Annotated in this window: 19 protein-coding genes; 16 read left to right on the top strand and 3 right to left on the bottom strand. The window is 64.5% G+C overall.

Translation table 11 applies throughout. The annotated features are described in order from the left end of the window. Positions 1–147 precede the first annotated feature (147 nt). From fae to GWQ44_RS18090, 4 genes are all read left to right on the top strand, one after another. On the top strand, positions 148–660 hold the full coding sequence (gene fae / locus GWQ44_RS18075; RefSeq protein ID WP_275927934.1) for a formaldehyde-activating enzyme: 513 nt from the start codon (positions 148–150) through the stop codon (positions 658–660). Positions 661–670: 10 nt separating this feature from the next. Then, complete coding sequence (locus GWQ44_RS18080) at positions 671–1,705, top strand: aldo/keto reductase (protein ID WP_275927935.1); 1,035 nt, start codon at positions 671–673, stop codon at positions 1,703–1,705. Beyond that, positions 1,702–3,135 (top strand): NAD-dependent succinate-semialdehyde dehydrogenase, encoded by a 1,434-nt coding sequence (locus GWQ44_RS18085; protein ID WP_047304945.1) that lies wholly within the window; start codon positions 1,702–1,704, stop codon positions 3,133–3,135. Before GWQ44_RS18080 ends, GWQ44_RS18085 begins: the two co-directional genes overlap by 4 nt. A 97-nt stretch (positions 3,136–3,232) precedes the next feature. Continuing rightward, on the top strand, positions 3,233–4,594 hold the full coding sequence (locus GWQ44_RS18090) for an MFS transporter (RefSeq protein WP_047304944.1): 1,362 nt from the start codon (positions 3,233–3,235) through the stop codon (positions 4,592–4,594). Positions 4,595–4,628: 34 nt separating this feature from the next. Here GWQ44_RS18090 and GWQ44_RS18095 read toward each other — a convergent pair whose 3' ends face one another. Further along, positions 4,629–5,504: a LysR substrate-binding domain-containing protein gene (locus GWQ44_RS18095; protein ID WP_275927936.1), complete on the bottom strand. Its 876-nt coding sequence runs from the start codon at positions 5,502–5,504 to the stop codon at positions 4,629–4,631. Positions 5,505–5,751: 247 nt separating this feature from the next. Next, positions 5,752–6,924, bottom strand: a complete 1,173-nt coding sequence (locus GWQ44_RS18100; protein WP_047304942.1) for a hypothetical protein — start codon at positions 6,922–6,924, stop codon at positions 5,752–5,754. 314 nt (positions 6,925–7,238) lie between these two features. On the opposite strand from GWQ44_RS18100, the gene GWQ44_RS18105 reads away from it, so the two are divergent. The 5 genes from GWQ44_RS18105 (at position 7,239) to GWQ44_RS18125 (ending at position 14,454) form a co-directional block, all read left to right on the top strand. Then, a complete protein-coding gene (locus GWQ44_RS18105) occupies positions 7,239–8,180 on the top strand; it encodes a LysR substrate-binding domain-containing protein (protein ID WP_047304941.1) in 942 nt (313 codons plus the stop codon). Between the two features lie 418 nt (positions 8,181–8,598). After that, positions 8,599–10,023, top strand: coding sequence for an aldehyde dehydrogenase (gene aldA / locus GWQ44_RS18110; RefSeq protein ID WP_275927937.1), 1,425 nt, complete (start codon positions 8,599–8,601; stop codon positions 10,021–10,023). Positions 10,024–10,214: 191 nt separating this feature from the next. Then, a complete protein-coding gene (locus GWQ44_RS18115; RefSeq protein WP_275927938.1) occupies positions 10,215–11,537 on the top strand; it encodes an MFS transporter in 1,323 nt (440 codons plus the stop codon). A 1-nt stretch (position 11,538) separates the two neighbouring features. After that, positions 11,539–12,756: a mandelate racemase/muconate lactonizing enzyme family protein gene (locus GWQ44_RS18120; protein ID WP_103739865.1), complete on the top strand. Its 1,218-nt coding sequence runs from the start codon at positions 11,539–11,541 to the stop codon at positions 12,754–12,756. A gap of 78 nt (positions 12,757–12,834) precedes the next feature. Next, positions 12,835–14,454: a GMC family oxidoreductase N-terminal domain-containing protein gene (locus tag GWQ44_RS18125; protein WP_275927939.1), complete on the top strand. Its 1,620-nt coding sequence runs from the start codon at positions 12,835–12,837 to the stop codon at positions 14,452–14,454. 89 nt (positions 14,455–14,543) lie between these two features. Here GWQ44_RS18125 and GWQ44_RS18130 read toward each other — a convergent pair whose 3' ends face one another. Further along, on the bottom strand, positions 14,544–15,191 hold the full coding sequence (locus GWQ44_RS18130) for a TetR/AcrR family transcriptional regulator (protein WP_275927940.1): 648 nt from the start codon (positions 15,189–15,191) through the stop codon (positions 14,544–14,546). Positions 15,192–15,318: 127 nt separating this feature from the next. On the opposite strand from GWQ44_RS18130, the gene GWQ44_RS18135 reads away from it, so the two are divergent. From GWQ44_RS18135 to GWQ44_RS18165, 7 genes are all read left to right on the top strand, one after another. Then, positions 15,319–17,355 (top strand): NADH:flavin oxidoreductase, encoded by a 2,037-nt coding sequence (locus tag GWQ44_RS18135; protein WP_275927941.1) that lies wholly within the window; start codon positions 15,319–15,321, stop codon positions 17,353–17,355. Between the two features lie 135 nt (positions 17,356–17,490). Beyond that, a complete protein-coding gene (locus GWQ44_RS18140) occupies positions 17,491–18,798 on the top strand; it encodes a Xaa-Pro peptidase family protein (protein ID WP_275927942.1) in 1,308 nt (435 codons plus the stop codon). A gap of 57 nt (positions 18,799–18,855) precedes the next feature. Next, positions 18,856–19,665, top strand: a complete 810-nt coding sequence (locus GWQ44_RS18145) for an amino acid ABC transporter ATP-binding protein (protein ID WP_047304952.1) — start codon at positions 18,856–18,858, stop codon at positions 19,663–19,665. Continuing rightward, positions 19,665–20,306 carry an amino acid ABC transporter permease gene (locus tag GWQ44_RS18150; protein ID WP_047304951.1) on the top strand — a complete coding sequence of 214 codons (642 nt, stop codon included), beginning with the start codon at positions 19,665–19,667 and terminating at the stop codon, positions 20,304–20,306. The genes GWQ44_RS18145 and GWQ44_RS18150 overlap by 1 nt, the downstream gene beginning before the upstream one ends. Next, positions 20,303–20,965 carry an amino acid ABC transporter permease gene (locus GWQ44_RS18155; protein WP_275927943.1) on the top strand — a complete coding sequence of 221 codons (663 nt, stop codon included), beginning with the start codon at positions 20,303–20,305 and terminating at the stop codon, positions 20,963–20,965. Before GWQ44_RS18150 ends, GWQ44_RS18155 begins: the two co-directional genes overlap by 4 nt. Before the next feature lie 60 nt (positions 20,966–21,025). Continuing rightward, positions 21,026–21,862 carry a transporter substrate-binding domain-containing protein gene (locus GWQ44_RS18160; RefSeq protein ID WP_275927944.1) on the top strand — a complete coding sequence of 279 codons (837 nt, stop codon included), beginning with the start codon at positions 21,026–21,028 and terminating at the stop codon, positions 21,860–21,862. 60 nt (positions 21,863–21,922) lie between these two features. Continuing rightward, positions 21,923–22,933, top strand: coding sequence for an Ldh family oxidoreductase (locus tag GWQ44_RS18165; RefSeq protein ID WP_275927945.1), 1,011 nt, complete (start codon positions 21,923–21,925; stop codon positions 22,931–22,933). Positions 22,934–23,005 lie beyond the last annotated feature (72 nt).

The raw sequence follows: 23,005 nt of genomic DNA on the forward strand, positions 1-23,005 counted from the left end.
GACTCAGTCCCTTACCCTTCACTTGCAGGGCCATCTCTGCAGCCTTCCTCGCTCGCGCTCTTTGAACCCGACTAACGAAACGTAGCGGGAGCGGCACTGCCGATCCCGCGTCATTTCTTTCCTTGTGTCCTCAAAGAGTAAACACCCATGCAACCACTCGACCTCTATATCGGCGAGGGCTTCGAAGGCCCTGGCGTCAATGCAGCCCATATCAACATCCTAATCGGGCCGCGCAACGGTCCTGCCGGCCAGGCCTTCGCCAATAGCCTGGCCTCGCCGAGCCAGGGCCATTGCCCGTTCATGGTGATTGCCCAGCCCAACCTGCCGGTCAAGCCCATGACCCTGTACGTGAACAAGGCGGCGATTGCCGGTGAACTGCACGGCAACGCCACCTGGGGCGCCTCCCAGGCCGGTATTGCCAAGGCGGTGCTCGAAGCGCTGCTGGACGGCACCTTGCCAGCCGAAGCCGAAGACCAGTGGGCGATCGTCACCGCCAACTGGGTCAACCCGCACTGCGATGATCTGGACGCGGTCTACCTCAACAACTACAACGCCTGCCGCACGGCGATCCGCGCGGCCCTGGCCGGCAAGCCCGAGCGGGCCCAGCTGGCGGATGTGGTGAACCAGATCAGCAACCCGTTCTATACCCCCAAGGCCTGAGGAGCGCAGCATGCAATACATTCGTTTGGGCCACTCCGGCCTGCAAGTCTCGCGCCTGTGCCTGGGCACCATGAACATGGGCACCCCGGACTGGAAACCCTGGATCTTCGATGAAAAACAGAGCGAGCCCATCGTCGCCCATGCCCTGGACCACGGGGTGAATTTCATCGACCTGGCGGACTTCTATTCCGCCGGCGTCGGCGAAGAGGTGGTGGGGCGCATCGTCAAGCGCCTGGCACGCCGCGAGGACCTGGTGATCACCACCAAGGTCGGCTACGGCACCCGCAGCGGGATCAATGCCAGCGGTCATTCGCGCAAACATATCCTCGACAGCATCGATGCCTCGCTCAAGCGCCTGGGCATGGATTACGTCGATGTGTTCATGCTGCATTACTTCGATGTGAACACCCCGGTGGAAGAAACCATGCAGGCGCTGGACGACATCGTCCGTGCCGGCAAGGCTCGCTACATCGGCGTCTCCACCATGCTCACCGGGCAACTGGCGAAGCTGCTCATGGCCTGCGAGCGCCATGGCTGGGTCAAGCCGATCAACATGCAATTGCAACTGAACTGCGCCTACCGCGAGGAAGAGCGCGAGATGATCCCGTTCTGCCGTGACCAGGGCCTGGGCATCTCGGTGTTCAGCCCGCTGGCCCGGGGCTTGCTCACCGGCGATGTGCAGTCGACCCGCAACCAGACCGACTTCTTTACCCAACAGATGTACAGCGATGAGGCCTCGTTGCAGATTGCCCGCTCGGTACAGCGCGTGGCCCGCGCCCGCGGTCTGAGTAATGCCCAGGTGGCCCAGGCCTGGGTGCTCAGGCACGCCGGGGTCGATTGCATGCTGGTGGGCGCCGACACCACCGCGCAGTTCGACAGCGCCCTGGCGGCCCTGGAGACCACCCTGGATGCCGAGGAGCTGCACGAGCTGGAGCGCAACTACACCCCCTGCGATGTGATCAACGACTACACCGCCGGCAAACGTATCCTGCGCGTGGCCCGTCCGGGGCTGGAGCGCTTTTCCCTGAGCGAGGCACTGGCATGAGCGCATTGATCCGTAGCGGCCATTTCATCGATGGCCACTGGTCCAGCGGCGGCCCCAGCTACCCGGTGTACAACCCGGCCAATGGCGAGTTGATCACCCAGGTGCAAAAGGCCGGCGCCGAGGAAACCCGCCTGGCCATCGCCGCCGCCCAGCGCGCGCTGCCGGCCTGGCGCGCACTCACCGCCAAGGAGCGCAGTCAGCGGCTCAAGCGCTGGAGCGAACTGATGCTGGCCCAGCAGCGCGAACTGGCCACCTTGCTCAGTCGCGAACAGGGCAAGCCCCTAGCCGAAGCCATGGGCGAGGTGGTGTATGCCGCGAGCTTTCTGGAGTGGTTCGCTGAGGAGGCCAAGCGTGCCTACGGTGATGTGATCCCCAGCCACAAGGCTGACGCGCGAATCATCGTGACCAAGCAAGCCATCGGCGTGGTCGCGGCGATCACCCCGTGGAACTTCCCCCTGGCCATGGTCACGCGCAAGGTCGGCCCGGCCCTGGCCGCCGGCTGCACGATGATCCTCAAGCCTTCGGAAGAAACCCCGCTATCGGCCTTCGCCCTCGGGGTGCTGGCAGAGCAGGCGGGGATCCCGGCCGGGGTACTGAACATCGTCTCCGGCGATGCGCCCGCCATTGGCCAGGCGCTGCAGGCTTCGAGTGTGGTGCGCAAGCTGTCGTTCACCGGCTCCACCGGCACCGGCAAGCTGCTGATGCGTCAGGCCGCCGACACCCTGAAAAAAGTCTCCCTGGAACTGGGAGGCAACGCCCCGTTCATTGTCTTCGATGACGCCGACCTGGACGCCGCGGTCAAGGGCGCCATGGCCTCGAAGTTTCGCAACACCGGGCAGACCTGCGTCTGCGTCAACCGCTTCTTTATCCAGGATGGCGTGTATGAGGCGTTCACCACCCGGCTGGCCGAGGCGGTTGCCGCGCTGCGGGTCGGCAGTGCCCTGGATGGCGATACCGAGCAGGGCCCGCTGATCAACGCGGCGGCCCTGGCCAAGGTCGAGGCGCATGTCGGCGATGCGCTGGAGAAGGGCGCCCGGCTGCTCTGCGGCGGTCGTCGCCACGCCCTGGGCGGGACCTTCTACGAGCCGACCATCCTTACCGAGGCCAGCGACCAGATGCGGATCGCCGAGGAAGAAACCTTCGGCCCAGTGGCGGCCTGCTTTCGTTTCAAGGACGAAGCCGAGGTGCTGCAGCGGGCCAACGACACGCCATATGGCTTGTCGGCCTACTTCTACAGTCGCGACATCGGCCGGGTCTGGCGCATGGCCGAGGGCCTGGAGGCAGGGATGGTGGGCATCAACGAAGGCATCATTTCCACCGAAGTGGCGCCCTTTGGCGGGATCAAGGAATCGGGCCTCGGCCGCGAAGGTTCCAGGTACGGCCTGGACGATTACCTGGAGATCAAATACCTGCTGATGGGCGGCCTCTAGCCCTCACACCCTCCAATGCAGGCGCTGGCTTGCCAGCAGGCCGGCTCCTGCGTGATTCGATTCATCTCTTATCCAAGAACAATAAATGGAGACGAACATGAGCACTGCAACCGTCAAGATCGATGACCTGCCCATTGGCCGGTTCCACCTGAAAATCGCCGGCCTGACCTTCGGCGCGCACTTCACCGACGGCTATATCCTCGGCCTGATCGGCATCGCGTTCACCCTGCTGAGTCCGCAGATGCAGCTGGATGCGTTGTGGCAGGGCCTGATTGGTGCTTCGGCGCTGATGGGGCTGTTTATCGGCAGCCTGTTCTTCGGCTGGATCTCCGATCACCTGGGGCGGCAGAAGATCTTCCTGGTCAGCTTCGTGCTGATCACCCTGGCCTCGGTGATGCAGTTCTATGCCGAGACGGCCATGGGCCTGTTTGCCTGCCGGGTGCTGATCGGCATCGGCCTGGGCGGCGATTTCAGTGTTGGCCATGCGATGCTCGCCGAGTTCGCGCCGAAGAAGCAGCGAGGCGTGCTGCTGGGTTCGTTCAGCGTGATCTGGACCTTCGGCTATGTCGCCGCGACCTTCGTCGGCACCGCCATGCTCAGCCTCGGCGACGATGCCTGGCGCTGGATGCTGGCGTCCTCGGCGATTCCCGCCGGGCTGATCCTGTTGGCGCGCATCGGCACCCCGGAATCGCCACGCTGGCTGATCAACCGCGGGCGCATTGCCGAGGCCCGGGCCATCGTGCACAAACACCTGGGAGCCAACGTGGTGCTGGACGAGCAACCCAGCGGCCAGGGCCGCTCCGGCTACGCCGTGCTGTTCAGCCGCGAATACCGCAAGCGCACCGCGTTCAACTGCCTGTTCTTCGTGTGCATTGTCATGCCGTATTTCGCCATCTACACCTTCCTGCCGTCGATTCTGCAGAAGATGGGCCTGGCCGAGGGCTTCGGCACCGAGCTGATGCTCAACCTGCTGCTGATCATCGGTGCGCTGATTGGTATCGGGTGCACGGTGAAGTTTTCCCGCCGGGGGTTCCTGATCAACTCCTTCATCATCCTGGCGGTGGCACTGTTGCTGCTGGCGGTATTGCCGGGCAGCGCGGCGTGGCTGATGGTGTTGCTGTTCGGGGTGTTCACCCTGGTGCTGTCGGCGGTGAGCAACCTGGTGGGGGTGTTTCCCGCGGAGAGTTTTCCCACCGAAGTGCGCGCCAGCGGCATTGGCCTGGCCACCGCGGTGAGTCGCCTGGGCTCGGCCATCAGCACCTTCCTGCTGCCGGTGAGCGTGGCCGGGATCGGCCTCAGCCCGACCATGGGCATCCTCGCCGGGATCCTGGCCCTGGGGGCGCTGATTTCCTGGGCCTGGGCGCCAGAAACCAAGTCCCTGACCTTGAGTCAGGCGTGCAGCGCCAGCACCGTTGGCGGCAGCCAGAACGACCTGCCGAAGGTCGCCTCGCCGATCTGATATCGCCCTGCATCCTCGTAGAAACCACGCGCCGTCAGGGGTTGCTCACCCGCCCCAGCCATTGGGTGAACAGCTGCACTTTGGACAGCCCCTGTTTGCCATTCGGCACGTCCAGCCAGTAGCCATATGGGCCGATCACCTCCACCGGGGTGATCGGCAGCAGGCGTCCATCCGCCAGTTCCCCCTCGATCATCTGCCGGTCGATCACCGCCAGCCCGCCACCGGCCAGGGCCGTGTGGATCACCTGGTCCAGGGTGCTGAACTCCAGACCCGCCCGGGCGTCGACATCGTCGCGGCCCATGGCCGCCAGCCAGTTCTCCCAGACCGGCAAACGCTTGCCGTCATGCAGGATGTGCAGCAGAGCAAAGCGCTGAAGGTCCGGCGCCCGGCCGGCGCTGAACAGCTCCGGGCTGGCCACGGCGATATGCCGCTCCATCACCAGCAGCTGGCTCTGGCAATGAGCGGCGGCCTGCAGGCCGAAGCGGATTTCGCAATCGACTTCGGCCGGGCTGTCATGGTTGTTGTGCTGGGTCACGCTGAGGCTGATATCCGGGTAGCGCTGGCAGAAGTCCCGCAACTGCGCCGACAGCCAGCGGGTGGCCCAGGTCGGCGGCGCGACGATGCGCAGGCGTTGCCGCAGATTGGGCACGCGCAGGGCTTGCAGGGCGCGCTCGATGTGATTGAAGGCCAGGCCCAGTTGCGGCGCCAGGGCCGTGCCGGCTTCGGTCAGCGTCAGCCCTTGAGGGGAGCGGCTGAACAGCGCCACGCCGAGGTAGTCCTCCAGTTGCTTGATCTGTCGGCTGACCGCGCCCTGGGTGACGTTGAGTACCACAGCGGCCTGGCTGAAGCTGCGGTGGTGGGCGACTTCCTCGAAGACCCGGAGCATGTTCAGGGAGGGCAGTTGGCGCATGGCGGGCAGACTCCGCACCTGGCGCCAGACAGCAGCGATCCGCGTCTGGCGGGCTGAGCGCTGGAAGTGGCGGGGCAGGTTTATTGTTGTTGTAGGGCACTTCATCTAGGGCGCCCATCTTAGCCTGTAGGCGCCCTTTGCGGAGGTTGGCTTGCCCGCCAAGAGGACCGCGAGATCGCCTTCGCCGGCAAGCCGGCTCCTACAGAGTCTCCCCGCTAGCCCGGCCAGCGAAAGGGCCGGCAAGGATTCAGAAGTAGTAGCCGATATTCACATACAGCTGGTTTTCCCATTGGTTGCTGCCACCGGCTCCCAGGCTCTGGGCATAACTGCTGCCGCCGATGTACGGATCGTTCTTGCCGAACAGCCATTCGGTAGCGATCCACAGCTTGCTCAGGGAGAACGAGCTGCCGAGGATCATCCGCTGGGAGGTTTTATAGGCGCTGGCCGATTTGTCGAAGGCGCTGTAGTTGGCGTACAGCTTGACCCCGCTGACCTGGTCGAACAGGTACTTGCCGTCGACGTCGTAGCTCAGGTCGGCGACATATAGGTTGCCGCGGCTGGCGACGTTGAAGGTGCCGTCGTAGCCGCCCAGGGTTATCAGCTCATCGGTGCCTGGATTGCGTGGCGACATCTGCTGGCGCGCCGCCTGCAATTGCACGCCCCACGGGCCGTTCTTACCCCGGTAGTGGACGGCCAGGGCATTGCGCCTGCCGTCGTTGTGGGTGTCGTTGTTTTTCAGGGTCGAGGTCAGGCCCGAGACGCCGACTTCCGATGCCCAGTCGCCCAGTTGCACGGCCCGCGCCACCCGCAGCACCAGGGTGTTGCGTTCGCGGTTGTCGCTGCCGTCGGCCACGTAGCTGTCGGCCGAAGACACCACGCTGGAATAGGTGCGGCCGTTGCTGGTGCCCTTGCCTTGCCAGGCCGGGCGCAGGTAGTAGCCGGCCTGGAGGTTCCAGTCGCCGTGCTGCTGGATGTACTTGGCACCGATCTGCTCGATGTCCTCCAGGCCCACCACGTTGCCCAGGGTTTCGAAGAAGGTGCTGCCGAAATAGGGTTGCAGGCCGAAGGGAATCTGGTTCAGACCGACCTGCACTTGCTGTTCGGGGTTGAACCGGTAGCCGATCCAGGCGCTCTCGGCAAAGGCGATGTCGCCCACCTTGTCGGTGTAGCGGTAGGGGTAGGCGCGGCCGTAAAAGCGGTATTTGGCGGCGCCGATCCAGCTGTCGGAGCTGTACTTGGCGCTCAGGATCGCGGTGTCGAAGTTGAAGGTCTGGATATCCCGGTCCGGGTCGTAGTCCCAGCGCGCGCGAACCGCGCCGCCCAGATCCAGGTGGTCGGTGACCTGCACGGCCAGAGCGGGGGTGGCCAGGCTGCCCAACAGGGCGACGTTGCACAGCAGGACAGAGCGTTTGTAGAGCATGGGGTTTTCTCCCGGATTGTTATTGTCGGGTGCGAGGAAACCGGCCGCGGCCAGGGCGGCAGCCAAGGGTGAAAGCGTTGAGAAGTGGGGGTCAGCGCTAGGGCTTCAGATCATCGAGACAAGCGGGAAAGGAGGCATGGGCGGTACTCGTTGTTGTTTTTGTAATGGGCCTGCAGTGTTGCTATCCGCCCCCGGTTCGACAAACGATTTATTCAGCGCCCACGCATGACTAAAACGCATGTTAGTCCCGTAGATTCGACCTGCGCTGGCATGCGATGCTCTGCGCCTCCTGCAGCGGTCACAGAGAGACTGTCGTGAAACGCAAGATGCCTGCGCTCAATGCGCTCAAGGCCTTCGAGGTCGCCGGTAGCACCGGCAGCTTTACCCGGGCCGCCGAATTGCTCAACGTCACCCAGAGCGCGGTCAGCCGCCAGGTCCGGCAACTGGAGGAGCAGTTGGGGGAAAGCCTGCTGCAACGGCGCCATCATCACTTGGAACTGACCAGTGCCGGGCGTGTATTGCTGCGAGCCCTGCACCAGTCATTCGACAAGATCGAGTTGACCTTGCGCGGCATCGCGCAGAAATCCCACACCAATCGCTTGCACCTCAATGCGCCGCCGACCTTCGCCAGTCGCTGGCTGCTGCCGCGCCTGGGGCGCCTGCGCGAGCAGCATCCGGAGCTGGAGCTGAGCCTGACCACGCGCTTGCAGGACAGCCTGGCGGAAACCGCGACCCTGGATTGCGCGATCCGCTTTGGTGACGGTGAGTGGGATGGCCTGGACAGCTCGCTGCTGTTTCAGGAGCGGCACATCGCCGTCTGCGCGCCTTCGCTGCTGGCCCGGGAATCGGCGGAGCAGGGCGTCGATCTCAAGCGCATGACCCTGTTGCATGTATTGGCCCGGGAAGACCAGCGCTACCTGACCTGGAAGCACTGGCTGGATGCCGCGCGGATCACCGGGGTCGATACTCAGGGCGGCTATGAATTCGACCTTCTGGACCTGGCCATCCGCGCGGCCACCGAGGGCCTGGGGATCACCATTGCCGACTGGCACATGGTGGCGGCGGAGCTGGCCGCGGGGCAGTTGACCCAGGTGCACAACGTGCATGTGGAGGGGCACCAGTCCTACTGGCTGGTGACCCGTCCGGCCCAGGCTCCGTTGCCGCAACTGCAGGTATTCAGCCAGTGGCTCGAAGAGGAAATCTGGTTGGCGCAACGCCAGCTTGAGCCGTCCACAGCCTCCACACCCCTGGGCTAGAGCCGGGCGAGCGCCTTCGTCGGCACGCCGACACCGACCACAGCCCGCATGCACAACCTGTGTAGGAGCGGGCTTGCCAGCGAAGAGATTCGCCGGGCCACCCTCATCATTGCGCTGTAACCTGCGTTTTTTGCATGTTAGTCGGCACAATTAATCGTTTGTCCTTGTCGCGCCGGACGACAAGACTGCTGGCACTCACATAACAACAACCCGAGTGCCCAGCCATGCCTTATCCGGTCCTTGTCGATGGCCTGTTGCGTAACCCTGTCCGCGGTTGCCGGCCTTGCCTGCACGCCATTGCCCTGTCCGTCGATCGCTGCGCTGTGCCCGCCGAATCACGCCAGACCCTTTGACTGCCGGGCCTGGATCGTCTCCAGGCGGCCTGCGCCATTTCTCTGCCAACGACGGGGCAACCTCCATGCAAACAGAACAGAATTTTGTTGACGGCGACTTCATCAAGCCAGCCAGCAGCGCATCAATCGCGGTTTATGATCCGGCCAGCGAAACCCTGGTCGGGCAGGTCTCGGCCGCCACTCAGGAGGAGGCCGCTCGGGCGGTGAGCGCCGCCAGCGCGGCACAGAAAAAGTGGGCGGCGTTGACCAGCATCCAGCGCGCTGACTACCTGCGGGCATTGGCCGATGCCCTGGAGTCGCGGGCCGAGGCCATTGGCCAGGCGCTGGCGGCCGAATCGGGCAAAAGCCTGGCGGATGCCAGCAACGAGGCCCGCTACGCCGCGCAGATCACTCGTTATCACGCGGAATGGGCGCGCCGCATCGAGGGCGAGATCATTCCCAGCGACAGCCCCGACGAAAAGCTGTTTCTGCACCGCGAGGCGATTGGCGTCGTGGCCTGCCTGATCCCGTTCAACTACCCGGTCTACACCCTGCTGCGCAAGGTGGCGCCGGCGCTGATCGCCGGCAACACGGTGGTGGTGCGGCCGAGCAACAACACGCCGCTGTCGGCGTTTGAAATCGCCCGGGCGGTGCAGCAGGCGGACCTGCCGCCGGGTGTAGTGAACATCCTGACCATGGACCACGCCACCGCAGCCACGGTCTGTACCCACCCGGCAGTGGGCATGATCACCCTGACCGGCAGCGTCAATGCCGGGCGTATCGTGCTCGACTACTGCAAGGCCAATATCGCCAAGCCGTCCTTGGAACTGGGGGGCAAGACCCCGGCCATCATCGAGCCCGACGCCGACCTGGAGCAGGCCGCCAGCGCCATCATCGCGTCCAAGACCACCCATTGCGGCCAGTTGTGCACGGCGGTGGAGCGGGTCTATGTCCATGAAAGCGTGCATCAGCGCTTCCTGGCCCTGCTCAAGGAAAAAATCGCCGCCGTGCAGTTCGGCGACCGGCGCCAGGACCCGCGCCGCATGGGGCCTCTGGTCAGCGCGGCTTCGCGGGTTGCGATACATGGCCTGGTGCAGCGAGCGCTCGCCCAGGGCGCAGTGCTCGAAGCCGGTGGCGTGGTGCCCGAGGGGCCGGGGCATTTCTATCCGCCGACGCTGCTTAGCAACTGCCGCCAGGACATGGAGATCGTGCAGGAGGAAATCTTCGGCCCGGTGCTGCCGGTGCTCAAGTACCGGGATATCGATGAAGCCCTGGCCTTGGCCAATGACCACCAGTTCGGCCTGGCCTCGGTGCTCTACACCGAAAACTACCGCACCGCGATGAAAGTCGCCGGGGCCATCCAGGCCGGCGAGCTGTACGTCAACCGGACCCCGGCCGACCCTTACCAGGGCTACCACGCCGGCTGGAAGCGCTCGGGACTGGGCGGCGACGACGGCAAGCACGGCATGCTCGAGTTCACCCAGACCCGCCTGGTGGTCATGCCTTTCTAAGGCAGCTGCAAGTTTCAAGCGGCAAGCGCCAAGCAAAAGCGTGCAATCGATTCTGCCGCTTGCCGTCGTTGGATCAAGACAGCCGCAAGCAAGAGCCGCGCAGTCGTTCTTGCCGCTTGAAGCTCAAAGCTTGCCGCTGCCCCACTAATAATAATGAGCGGCGCCGGATACCGGCGCCCGAGGGCATCGTCATGTCAAAAAATGCCGCCGATCTGGCCGCTATCCCGGGTTCTGCCGCCTTGCCGCTGGACAACAGCGACAAGCGCAGTCGTTACTTTCAACTGATGCTGCTGGTGCTGGCCGCCGGGGCGATCTACCCGATCCTCTACCTGCGCCAGGTCTACCAGACCACCATGCTCGAGGTGTTGCACATCAACCACAGCGAGCTGGGTTACCTGTACTCCATGCTCGGCACCATCTTCCTGATCAGCTACCTGCCCAGTGGCTGGCTGGCGGACCGCATCGCTCCGCGCTTGCTGATCTTCTTCTCCCTGGTGGCCACCGGCGCCCTGGGCCTGTGGTACTCCACTGCGCCCTCACTGACGTCGCTGATGATCATCTTCGGCTGCTGGGGGCTGACCACCGGGCTGACCTTCTGGGCCTCGGTGCTCAAGCGGGTGAAGATGATTGCCCGCCACAACGAGCAGGGGCGTTTCTTTGGCATCCTCGACGGCGGTCGTGGCCTGGTGGAAGCCTTGCTGGCGACCCCGGCCCTGGGGTTGTTCGCCCTGGCCACCGAGACCCGTGGCGAGTCGACGGCCGAGGGGTTCCGGCATGTGGTCTACCTGTACTCCTTTACCTGCATCGCCATCGGCTGCGTACTGGTGCTGCTCAAGGACCCCAAGTCCATGCAAGACACGGCGCCGGTGGAGCAGGGGCGCTTCAACCTGCTCAGCGACCTGGCGACCCTGGTGAAGATCCCCGAGCTGTGGCTGGTGACCGCCATCGTGTTCTGCGGCTACCACATCTTCTGGGCCACCTACAGCTTCTCCGACTACCTGCAGGGCAACGGCATGACCGCGGTGATGGCCGGCACCATCACCACCATCAAACTGTGGATGCGACCCCTGGGTGGCATCGGTGGCGGCTGGCTGGGGGACCGCTTCTCGAATATTTCGGTGCTGATCGTGGCGCTGTTGCTGGCGACCCTGGGCATCGTCGGGCTGATCCTGTTCCCGGCCCTGGGCAGCCTGGGCTTGTTGATCGCCACCGTGATTTTCATCGGCCTGATGACCTACGCCATCCGCGGGCTGTACTGGGCGATCCTCGATACCTGTCGGATCCCCTTGCGCATTACCGGCCTGGCCATCGGCATCGTCTCGGTGGTGGGCTACCTGCCGGACGCCTTTATCCCGCTGATCAACGGCTATCTCACCGAACATTTCCCCGGGGCCTTGGGCTACCGCCTGTACTTCGGCTACATCGCCGCGGTCGGCGCCCTCGGCACCCTGGCCGCGATCGCCTTGCGCGCTCGCGTCAACCGCACCCAGCAGCATTCGCAAACAGGAGCCTGAGATGAAAATCGTCGCCCTTGAAACCCATATCGTCGCTGTCCCGCCACCGCATATCGGCGGCATGTACTGGCTGTTCGTCAAGCTGCGCACCGCCTGCGGCATCGAAGGCGTGGGCGAGATCTACGCCGCCACCTTCGGTCCCCAGGCAATGCAGCCGATCATCGAGGACGTGTTCCAACGCTACCTGCTGGACCAGGACCCGCACCACATCGAACGCTTCTTCCGCCAGGCCTATTCCAGTGGTTTCACCCAGCGTCCGGACCTGACCATGATGGGCGTGGTCAGCGGCCTGGAGATGGCCTGCTGGGACATCATCGGCAAGGCGGCGAACAAGCCGGTGTACGAGCTGCTGGGGGGCAAGGTCCACGAACGCCTGCGCTCCTACACCTACCTGTACCCGCAGAACAGCCGCGGCGAATACGACTACGACGACCCGGACCTGGCCGCCGAATGCGCGGTGCAGAACATGAACCAGGGCTTCACCGCGCTCAAATTCGACCCGGCCGGGCCCTACACCGCGTACTCCGGGCACCAGCTGTCCCTGGAAGTGCTGGAGCGCTGCGAAACCTTCTGCCGCAAGATCCGCGAAGCGGTGGGCAATCGCTGCGACCTGCTGTTCGGCACCCACGGGCAGATGGTGCCGTCCTCGGCCATACGCCTGGCCAAGCGCCTGGAGCAATACGACCCGCTGTGGTTCGAGGAGCCGGTGCCGCCGGGCCAGGAGCAGGCCATGGCGCAGGTGGCGGCCAAGACCAGCATCCCGATCGCCACCGGCGAGCGCCTGACCACCAAGTACGAGTTCTTCAAGCTGCTGCAGGCCGGTGGTGCCTCGATCCTGCAAATGAACGTGGCGCGCTGCGGCGGCCTGCTGGAGGCGAAGAAGATCGCCAGCATGGCCGAGGTCTACTACGCGCAGATCGCCCCGCACCTGTACAACGGCCCGATTGGCGCGGCGGCGAGCTTCCAGCTGGCGGCCTGCACGCCGAACTTCCTGATCCAGGAAAGCATCATGACCTGGGGCGGCTTCCACGCCGAAGTGCTGACCCAGCCCTTGCAGTGGGAGGACGGCTACATCATCCCGTCTCGCGAGCCGGGCCTGGGGGTGGAGCTGAACATGGACGTGGTGCGCAGACACTCGCCCTATCAAGGCCAGCGCCTGCACCTGCAAATGGCCGCAAGTCCGGTCGACATCAAGGACAGCTCCCCGGCCAAAGGCTGAGCACTTCCGGCCCGGCGACGGGCAGGGCATGGGCAGCCGCTACGGCTGCCTTCAACACGATCTGAGCGGTAACCCTGCATGACATACGACTACATCATCGCTGGCGCCGGCGCTGCCGGCTGCATCCTCGCCAACCGGCTCTCGGCCTCGGGCCAATACTCGGTCCTGCTGCTGGAAGCGGGCGGCAAGGACTCCTCGTTCTGGTTCAAGATCCCGGTGGGGTTCGCCAAGATGTACTACAACCCGACCTTCAACTGGATGTACTACAGCCAGCCGCAGAAGCAGCTCAACGACCGGGCGATCTACGCCCCGCGAGGCAAGGTGCAGGGTGGCTCCGGCTCGATCAACGCGATGATCTACGTGCGCGGCCAGGCCCATGATTTCGATGATTGGGCGGCCAACGGCAACGACGGCTGGAGCTTCGACGAGGTGCTGCCGTATTTCCGCAAGCTGGAGAATCATCCCCTGGGAGACAGCCAGTACCACGGCGCCAGCGGGCCCATCAGCATCACCCCGATGAAGGGCCAGACCCACCCCATCTGTGATGCCTTCCTCAAAGGCTGCGAGGAGCTGGGCTACCCGCGCAGCGAAGATTTCAATGGCGCCAGGTTCGAGGGCGCGGGGATCTACGACGTCAACACCCGCAACGGCCAGCGCTGCTCCAGCAGTTTTGCCCATCTGCATCCGGCGCTGAGCCGGCCAAATCTCAAGGTCGAGCATTACGCGCTGGTCGACCGGGTGCTGTTCGATGAGCACAAACAGCGCGCCACGGGCATCAGTGTGACCCAGCACGGGGTGGTCCGGACCTTCAGCGCCAACAAGGAGGTGATCCTCTGTGCCGGCGCCGTGGACACGCCGAAGATCCTGCAACTGTCCGGGGTCGGTGATCGCGGGTTATTGGCCCAGCACCAGATTCCTCTGGTGCGGCACCTGCCGGCGGTGGGGCAGAACCTGCAGGACCACCTGTGCGTCAGCTACTACTACAAGGCCAATGTGCCGACCCTCAACGACCAGCTCAGCTCGCTGTTCGGCCAGCTCAAGCTGGGCCTGCAATACCTGCTGACCCGCAAGGGCGCAATGGCCATGAGCGTCAACCAGGCCGGCGGCTTCTTCCGTGGCGATGCCGGGCAGGAACACCCCAACCTGCAGCTGTACTTCAACCCGCTGTCGTACCAGATCCCCAAGAGCAACAAGGCCCGCCTCAAGCCCGAGCCGTATTCCGGTTTCCTGCTGTGCTTCAACCCGTGCCGGCCCACCAGTCGCGGCAGCATCCGGATCGCCTCGAAGAACCCTCGGGATGCGGCGCTGATCGATCCCAACTACCTGAGCACCGACAAAGACATTGCCGAGGTGATCCAGGGCAGCCGACTGCTGCGCAAGATCATGCAGGCCCCGGCGCTCAAGAGCATAACGGTGGATGAAGTGCTACCGGGGCCGGCGGTGGACAGCGATGAGCAGATGCTGCAGTACTTTCGCCAGAACAGCGGCTCGATCTACCACCTGTGCGGCTCCTGCGCCATGGGCCGCGACGAGCAGCGCTCGGTGGTGGACAAGCGCCTCAAGGTGCATGGCCTGGCGGGGCTGCGCATCGTCGATGCCTCGATCTTCCCCAACGTCACCTCCGGCAACACCCACGCGGCGGTGCTGATGGTGGCGGAGAAGGGCGCCGACCTGATTCTTGAGGATGCCTCTCGATAGACCAGCGCATGAGTTGGCGCGTCAGTGTGGTTGCCGGCCAATGATTGCCCATTCAATGGCCGCGCCCTGTTTGATTGATCCGCTTCGCTTCAATGCTGCAATTCGGCCGATGAAAAGCCGTTGCGCTGAAAGAAACGCTCCAGCTCCCGGGGCAGGGGCTCGACGCCAGTGAAGATCTTCAAGTACTCGGGAATGAAGCGCATGCGCTGCGCCATGGGTTCCTGGGTGTTCATGCTGATGTAGCCGATCTGCGTCAGGTAGATCGAGCGCGCACGGGTCACCGCGGCGTCGTGGGCGAAACCGAAACGGTCGAACATCTGTGTCAGGGCCTGCACGCGCTGGGCATCGGCCTGGCGGATTTCCTGTGCCACTTCGGGCGATTGCAGGGCCCAGCTGCGCATCGCGAACTCGAACTGCGAGTCGAACAATTCGCTGTTCAGCCAGCAGTCGAAGACGTTGAGAATCGCCTCGGTGATGGATTCGGCATAAGCCTCGGACTGTGATACCAGGCTCAAGGTGTTCTTGTTCTTCCACAGGTTCACCAGGGCTTCGAGCAGGGCTTCGCGGTCCTGGAAATACCAGTAGAAGCTGGTTCGCGACAGGTTGAGCTTCTTCGCCAGCGGCATCACTCGCACGGCATCCACCCCCGATTCCTTGAGGCTCTCGTAGGCGGCGTTGAGCCAGCTCTCCAGGGAGCCGCGGCCAGCGGCTTCCGCGCTGTTGCTGGTTGCTTTCATTGGGCGTTTTTTCCTTGTCCGTTTGATCTGTATGGTGGTGACTGTACATCAGTGTCCATGTCATTGACACTGGTGTACATTGAGGTCTATCGTCTGCCTTGCCTGATGACCAGTATGCGAGACCGATATGAATAACGATCCGCTTCTTCAGCCCTATCGCCTCAAGCACCTGACACTTCGCAACCGCATTATCACCACCTCCCACGAGCCGGCGTACCCCGAAGAGGGCATGCCGAAGAAATTGTATCGGGCCTATCACGTCGAACGCGCCAAGGCCGGTGTGGCCATGACCATGACCGCAGGCTCGGCGGCGATCTCCCGTGACAGCCCGCCGGTGTTCAACAACATCCTGGCGTACAAGGACGAAGTGGTCGGCTGGATGAAGGAGCTCACCGACGAATGCCATGAACATGGCGCGGCGGTGATGATCCAGCTCACCCACCTGGGGCGCCGCACCCGCTGGGACAAGGGCGACTGGCTGCCGGTGGTGTCGCCTTCGCACAACCAGGAACCGGCCCACCGGGCCTTTCCCAAGAAGCTGGAAATCTGGGACATCGAGCGCATCATCGGCGATTACGCCGACGCCGCCGAACGCATGCAGGCCGCGGGCCTGGATGGTATCGAGCTGCAAGCCTACGGCCACCTGATGGACCAGTTCTGGTCGCCGCTGACCAACGAGCTGGAGGGCGCCTATGGCGGTTCGCTGCACAACCGCCTGCGTTTCACCTTCGAGGTGCTCAGTGCCATCCGCCAGCGGGTGGGCCCGGAGTTCATCGTCGGCATTCGCTACACCGGCGATGAGGTCCGGGCCGGCGGCCTGGAGAAGGAGGAGGGGCTGCAGATCTCGCAGCTGCTTAAAGACAGCGGCATGGTCGACTTCCTCAACGTGATTCGCGGCAATATCGCCACCGATGCCGGGCTGACCGACATCATTCCGATCCAGGGCATGCGCAACGCGCCGCACCTGGACTTCGCCGGGGAGATCCGCGCCCTGACCGGCTTCCCGACCTTCCATGCGGCGAAGATTCCCGACGTCGCCACCGCCCGCCATGCGATTGCCTCGGGCCTGGTGGACATGGTGGGCATGACCCGCGCGCACATGACCGACCCGCATATCGTGCGCAAGATCATCGAAGGCCGCGAAGATCAAATCCGCCCCTGTGTCGGCGCCAACTATTGCCTGGACCGGATCTACAACGCCGGTGCCGCCTACTGCATTCACAACGCCGCCACCGGCCGTGAAACCAGCATGCCGCATGAGGTGCCCAAGGCTGTGCGCAAGCGCAAGGTGCTGATCATCGGCGCCGGTCCCGGCGGCCTGGAGGCGGCGCGGGTGGCCGGCGAGCGCGGGCATGAGGTGCTGGTGCTGGAAGTGGCGGACCAGCCCGGCGGGCAGATTCGCCTGACCGCGCAGTCCGAGCGGCGCAAGGAGATGATCAGCATCATCGATTGGCGCATGGCGCAGTGCGAGCGCCAGGGCGTCAGGTTTCGCTTCAACACCTGGGCCGATGCGGCGATGGTCCTCGATCAACACCCCGACGTGGTGATCGTCGCCACCGGCGGGTTGCCCCACACCGAAGTCCTGCAGCACGGCAACCAGTGGCTGGTGTCGAGCTGGGACATCATTTCCGGCGACGTCAAACCGGGACGCAATGTGCTGGTGTACGACGATGCCGGCGATCACGCAGGTTTGCAGGCCGCCGAGTTCATTGCTCGCAGCGGCGCCCGGACCGAGATCATGACCCCCGACCGCTCGTTCGCGCCGGAGGTGATGGGCATGAACCTGGTGCCCTACATGCGCTCGCTGCAACGGCTGGACACCACCTTTACCGTTACCTACCGGCTCAAGGCCGTGGAACGCCAGGGCGAAGAGCTGCTGGCGACCATCGGCAGCGATTACAGCGATCTTGAGAAAACCCGGCGGGTGGACCAGATCGTGGTCAACCATGGCACCCGGCCGCTGGACGAGCTGTATTTCGAGCTCCAGCCCCAGGCCAGCAATCAAGGCGCCGTGGAGTACCGGGACCTGATTGCCGGTCACCCGCAAAACCTGGTGACCAACCCTCAAGGGCGGTTCCAATTGTTCCGAATCGGCGATGCGGTGTCATCGCGCAATACCCACGCGGCGATCTACGACGCCCTGCGCCTGGTCAAGGACCTCTAGCCACTGCCTGTTGCCGTGCCCTGAACCATAAGAAAGACAGCCGTCATCCGTTTCCCAGGTCTTTAAGTCACTGCCCCGAATGTTGGTCCGATTGGTTTTGATTAACGTCAAACTCTTCCCCACGGAGGTTGTTGCATGCACACGGATACCGATTTCACCGAGCTGTTCACTGCCGTCCCCCCGAGCCCGCTGCGTTATCGCAGTGATGCCAGCGTCACCGGGCATGCCCTGGCCCCGGTCGATCACGGCCTGCTGGCGGCCTACGCCGCGATTGACCGGCCGGCGCTGCGCCAGTACCGCCTGGAGCGCATCCGCCAGCAACTGCGGGCGCAGGATTACGCCGGCGTGCTGCTGGCCGACCCGATCAACATTCGTTACGCCACCGATACCAACAACCTCGGCCTGTGGGTGATGCATTCCCCCAGCCGCTACGTATTCGTGGCCACCGATGGCCCGGTGGTGCTGTTCGAATTCACCAGCAGCCGGCACAACAGCGAGCACATCGAAACCATCGACGAAATTCGTCCGGCGATCCCCTGGCTGTACTTCCTCGCCGGCCCGCGGGTCGAGGAAAAAGCCCAGCGCTGGGCCCTGGAAGTGACCGACCTGATGACCCGCCATGGCGCCGGCAATCGACGCTTGGCGGTGGACCGCTGCGACCTCTGGGGCGCGGAAAAGCTCAAGGCCCAGGGCATCCAGCTGTTCGACGCCCAGCCGCTGATGGAGCAGGCGCGGCTGATCAAGTCGCCAGAGGAGATCGCCAGCCACCGGGTGTCGATGGATGTGTGCGACCTGGCGATTGCCCGCATGCGCGCCAGCCTGGTGCCGGGCATCACCGAGAACCAGCTGTGGAGCATCATGCACGCGACCAACGTGGCCCAGGGCGGGGAGTGGGCCGAGAGCCGGTTGCTGAACTCCGGCCCGCGCACCAACCCCTGGTTCCAGGACGCTTCGGACAAGGTCATCGAGGCCGGCGAGATGGTCTGCTTCGACACCGACATGGTCGGGCCGGGGGGCTATCTCTCGGACATCTCCCGCAGCTTCATCTGCCCCGGCAAGGCGCCCACGGCGGCCCAGCGCGACCTGCTTGAGATCGCCTCGCAGCAAATCAGCTTCAACCTCGACCTGCTGCGCCCGGGGCTGTCGTTTCGCGAGTTTGCCGAGGGCTGCTGGCCGGTGCCCAAACAGTTCGAGCACAACCGCTACATGATGATGCTGCACGGCGTCGGCCTGGTGGACGAGTACCCCAGCGTGGCCTACGCGGTGGACTTTGCCGAGTGGGGCTATGACGGTCACTTCGAGGAAAACATGGTGCTCTCGGTGGAGAGTTACATCGGCGAGCAGGGCGGCCATGAAGGCGTGAAGCTCGAAGAGCAGGTGCTGATCAGCACCACTGGAGCGCTCAAGCTTTCCCGTACCCCGTTAGTCGACGACGATCGATAACAGCGGTTGTTGCCTGATTCTTGCAGGCATGGCATCTACCCTGTCCGGAGAAAAACCATGAGCAGCATGACCGTGATCGACAGCGCCGCCGCCCTGGCGCCGCGCCCGCCATCTGGCGCCGAACCCTTTCTGCGCCTGGAGGCGATTCACAAGCAGTTCGGTCCTTACCCGGTGTTGCACGACGTGTGTTTCGAAATGGCCCAAGGCGAGGTGGTGGCGATTATCGGCCCCAGTGGCTCGGGTAAGAGCACCTTGCTGCGTTGCATCAACCAGCTGGAGCCAGCGACCCGCGGCCGGGTCAGCATGGACGGGGTGCATATCGAGGCCGGGCGCCCGCTGCCCAGGAGCGAATTGCTCAAGTTGCGCCGGCGCATCGGCATGGTGTTCCAGTCGTTCAACCTGTTTCCGCACCTCACGGTGCTGCGCAACGTCAGCCTGGCGCAGATCCGCACCCTGGGTCGCAGTGCCGAGCAAGCGGATGCCCGCTCATTGCAGTTGCTCGACCGGGTTGGCCTGGCGGACAAGGCCAACGCCTACCCGGCCCGTTGCTCCGGCGGCCAGCAGCAGCGCATCGCCATCGCCCGGGCCCTGGCGCTGGATCCGGAGCTGATGCTGTTCGACGAGCCGACCTCGGCCCTCGACCCCGAGCTGGGCCTGGAAGTGCTGGCGGTGATGAAGGAGCTGGCGCGCGAGGGCATGTCGATGCTGGTGGTGACCCACGAGATGCACTTTGCCGAAACCGTTTCCGACCGCGTGGTGGTCATGGCCGAAGGGCGGATCATCGAGCAGGGGCCCAGTGCCCAGGTGATGCGCGAGCCACGGCACGCGCGGGTGGCGCAGTTTCTCCAGGCCGTGAGGAATCGCTGATGCTGGATATCCTGCTGGTCCTGTTGCGCGGCGTGCCCTGGACCCTGAGCGTGACCCTGGGCGCATTCTGCATGGGCGTGGTGCTGGGCTTTCCGCTCTGCGCCCTGCGTCTGTCGAACCTGAAGCTGTGTCGCTGGCTGGCGGCGATGCTGGTGCTGACCCTGCGTTCGATTCCGCCGATCGTCTGGCTGTTCTTCATCTTCTTCGGCATCGGTGGCGGCTACATCGCCTTGTCGCCATTCGCCGCCGCGGTGCTGGGCCTGGGGCTGATCACCGCGGCGCACATGGCGGAGGTCTATCGCGGTGCCTTCGCGGCGATTCCCCAGGGGCAGTTCGAGGCGGCGCAGGTGCTCAATCTTTCGCCGTCCCAGCGCTTTTTCGATGTGCTGCTGCCGCAACTGGTGCGCATCGCCATTCCCACCTCGGCCACCTATGCCATCGGCCTGCTCAAGGACTCGGCCGTGGCGTCGACCATCGGCGTCGGTGACGTCAGCTTCCAGGCCTATCAGCTGTCCCAGCAAACCTTTCAAGGGCTGGGGGTGTACAGCGTGGCGGCGCTGGTCTACCTGATTCTCAGCGTGCCGGTGGCGTTGTTCTCGCGCTGGCTGGCGGCCAGCCTGAAGCAGAGGGTGGCCCGATGAGCGAGATCCTGAAGATGTGGCTGGTCTGGTTTCCCGAACTGTGGAAGGGCTTTGTGCTGTCGATGCAGGTCACCGCCGTCAGCCTGGTGCTGGGGGTGGTCCTGGGGTTGCTGCTGGCGCTGGGGGTTTCGGCATCCCGTCGGGTGGTGCGCTATCCCTCGCTGCTGATCGTCGAACTGGGGCGCGGCGCCCCCGCGTTGATCCTGCTGCAGTACGTCTATTTCGGCCTGCCCTCGGCCGGTCTGACCCTGAGTTCGTTCTGGGCGGCGGCCGTGGCGTTGGCTTACTGCACCGCGGCCTACACCAGCGAGATCATCCGCGGCGGTATCGAGGCTGTGGCCCAGGGGCAGAACGAGGCGGCCGAGGTGATCGGCCTGAACCGCTTCGATGCGCTGCGTTTTATCATTCTGCCCCAGGCGCTGCGGGTGGCCCTGCCGTCGTTGCTGGGGTTCTCGATCATGATGTTCCAGGCTTCGTCGCTGTGTTTCACCATCGCGCTGCCGGAGATCGTCAGCCGCGCCTCGGCCATCGGTTCGTCGACCTTCGAGTACCTGCCGGTGCTGACCCTGGCCGGCCTGATGTACGCCGCGGTTTGCGCCCCCGCGACCCTGGGCGTGGCGGCACTGGAGAAAAGACTGGCGCCCAGCCAGCACGCGTGACCCGTTCGGGCCGTCTTTCGGCTGCTGTTCTCTCAACGCAACCCATGCACAGGTGAAGCCATGATCCATTCATTCAAACGCATTACCCGTTGGGCATTCCTTTGTTCCTCCCTGGTGGGCGGCGCGGCCCTGGCCCAGGCGGACTGCAAGCCGGCCCACTCGTTTGAAACCCTGACCCCCGGGGTGCTGGCGGTCGCGGCCTGGGTCTTTCCGCCCTATTCGATACCCGGGCCGGGCAACCAGTTGAGCGGGGTCGATGGCGAAATCATCAAGCGCATCGCCGCCAGGGAGTGCCTGGAGATCAAGCTGACAGTGGTGGACCCGGCGGCGGTGATCCAGTCGGTGATCGCCCGGCGGGCCGACGTCGGCATCGGCGACTGGTACCGTACCGCCGAGCGCAGCAAGGCCCTGGGCCTGTCCGCGCCGTTGTACCTGGACATGATGGGGATTATCTCCAGCGAGGGTTATTCGAGCATTGCCGAGCTGGAGGGCAAGCGCATCGGCACGGTGCAGGGTTACCTGTGGGTCGACGATTTGAAAAAGGTCTTTGGCGACAACCTGGTGCTGTACCCCAACCCGGTGGCCATGGCCCAGGACCTGGCCTCCAAGCGGATTGCGCTGGGCGTCGACAGTTTTGCAGTCGGCGTGGCTTCGCAGCAGAAGGGCGCTTACCCGGGTCAGCACATCAAGGTCTCGGAACCCGACCCACGGGTGAGGGCCACCTTGCAACCGGGGCAGTCTAGCTTCCCGCATACCAAGGCCAATACCGCGCTGGGCGTGGCGCTGAACGACAACATCCAGGCCTTGCACGCATCGGGTGAAATAGCCGAGATACTCGGCGCCTTCGGCCTGGATAAACAAGCCGCCAACGTCGGTGCGCCACGCCTGGTGGAGTGACCGGTGATCCGGGGCCTGTGAGCGCCCGGGCGGTTGTGCAACAGCCTCAGGGAGCAACCCATGTCAGAAGGTGCAGCGTTCAAGTGCCTGTCGTTGGCCGAGGCCAGGGCGTTTGCCCAGCGCTGCTGCCTCGACGCCGGCAGCAGTCAGGAAGTGGCCCAGGCCCTGGCCGAAGCCACGGTATCGGCCCAGGGCCATGGCTTGGCCAGTGTGGGTTTCGAGCATTTGGGCGATTACCTGAACGGGTTTGCCAGCGGGCGCATAGCGGGCCAGGTACAGCCGCTGATCACTCAGGTGGCGCCGGCGATGATCCGTTGTGATGCGCGCCAGGGCATCGCGCAGTTGGGGTTCGAGCGGGCCTTCGGCGCCTTGTGCGACAACACCAGGCAGCTGGGGATCAGCCTGTTTGCCCAGCACAACGGCTTTACCTGTGGCGAGCTGGGCTACTACACCCGGCGTCTGGCTGCCGAAGGCCTGGTGGCACTGGCCTTCTGCAATGGCCCGCCGTTGTTGACCGTGGCCGGCCAGCGCCAGCCGATGTATTCGACCAACCCGCTGGCGTTCGCCGCCCCTTGCGGTGACGGGCCTTCGCTATTGATCGACCAGGCCAGTAGCGCCACGGCCTTCGTCAACATCCTCAAGGCAGCCGAGGCCGGGGAGGCGATCCCCCAAGGCTGGGCAGTGGATGCCCAGGGCGCTGCCACTCTGAGTGCCCGCGAGGCCATGCACGGTGCCTTGCTGGCGTTCGGTGGCAGCCGCGGGGCCAACATTGCCTTGCTGGTAGAAGTGCTGGCCGGCGGTGTTGCCGGGGCCAACTGGTCGCTGGATGCGCCCGACTTTCGCAGCGGCGGGCAGTCGCCCGGAGCAGGGCTGCTGGTGATCGCCATCGCCCCGCACCTGCTCGATGAACAGTTCGAGAACCGACTGGGACAGCAGCTGCGGCGTCTGCAACGTCTGGGCGTCCACCCACCCGGGCAGGCCAAGCAGCAAGCCTGGGTCCGGGCGCAAAAAGAAGGGGTTCGCTTGCCCATGGAGCTGTATCGGCAGCTAGGGGACATGTTTCTGGTTTAGCGGCAGTGGCCTTCTGACAACGGATGGTGCTCAGAGCCTGGCTGGCAGCTTTAACCGGGCACACGTCGACGG

The organism is Pseudomonas sp. 3MA1, from assembly GCF_029237275.1.
Taxonomy (GTDB): Bacteria; Pseudomonadota; Gammaproteobacteria; order Pseudomonadales; family Pseudomonadaceae; genus Aquipseudomonas; species Aquipseudomonas fluorescens_AP.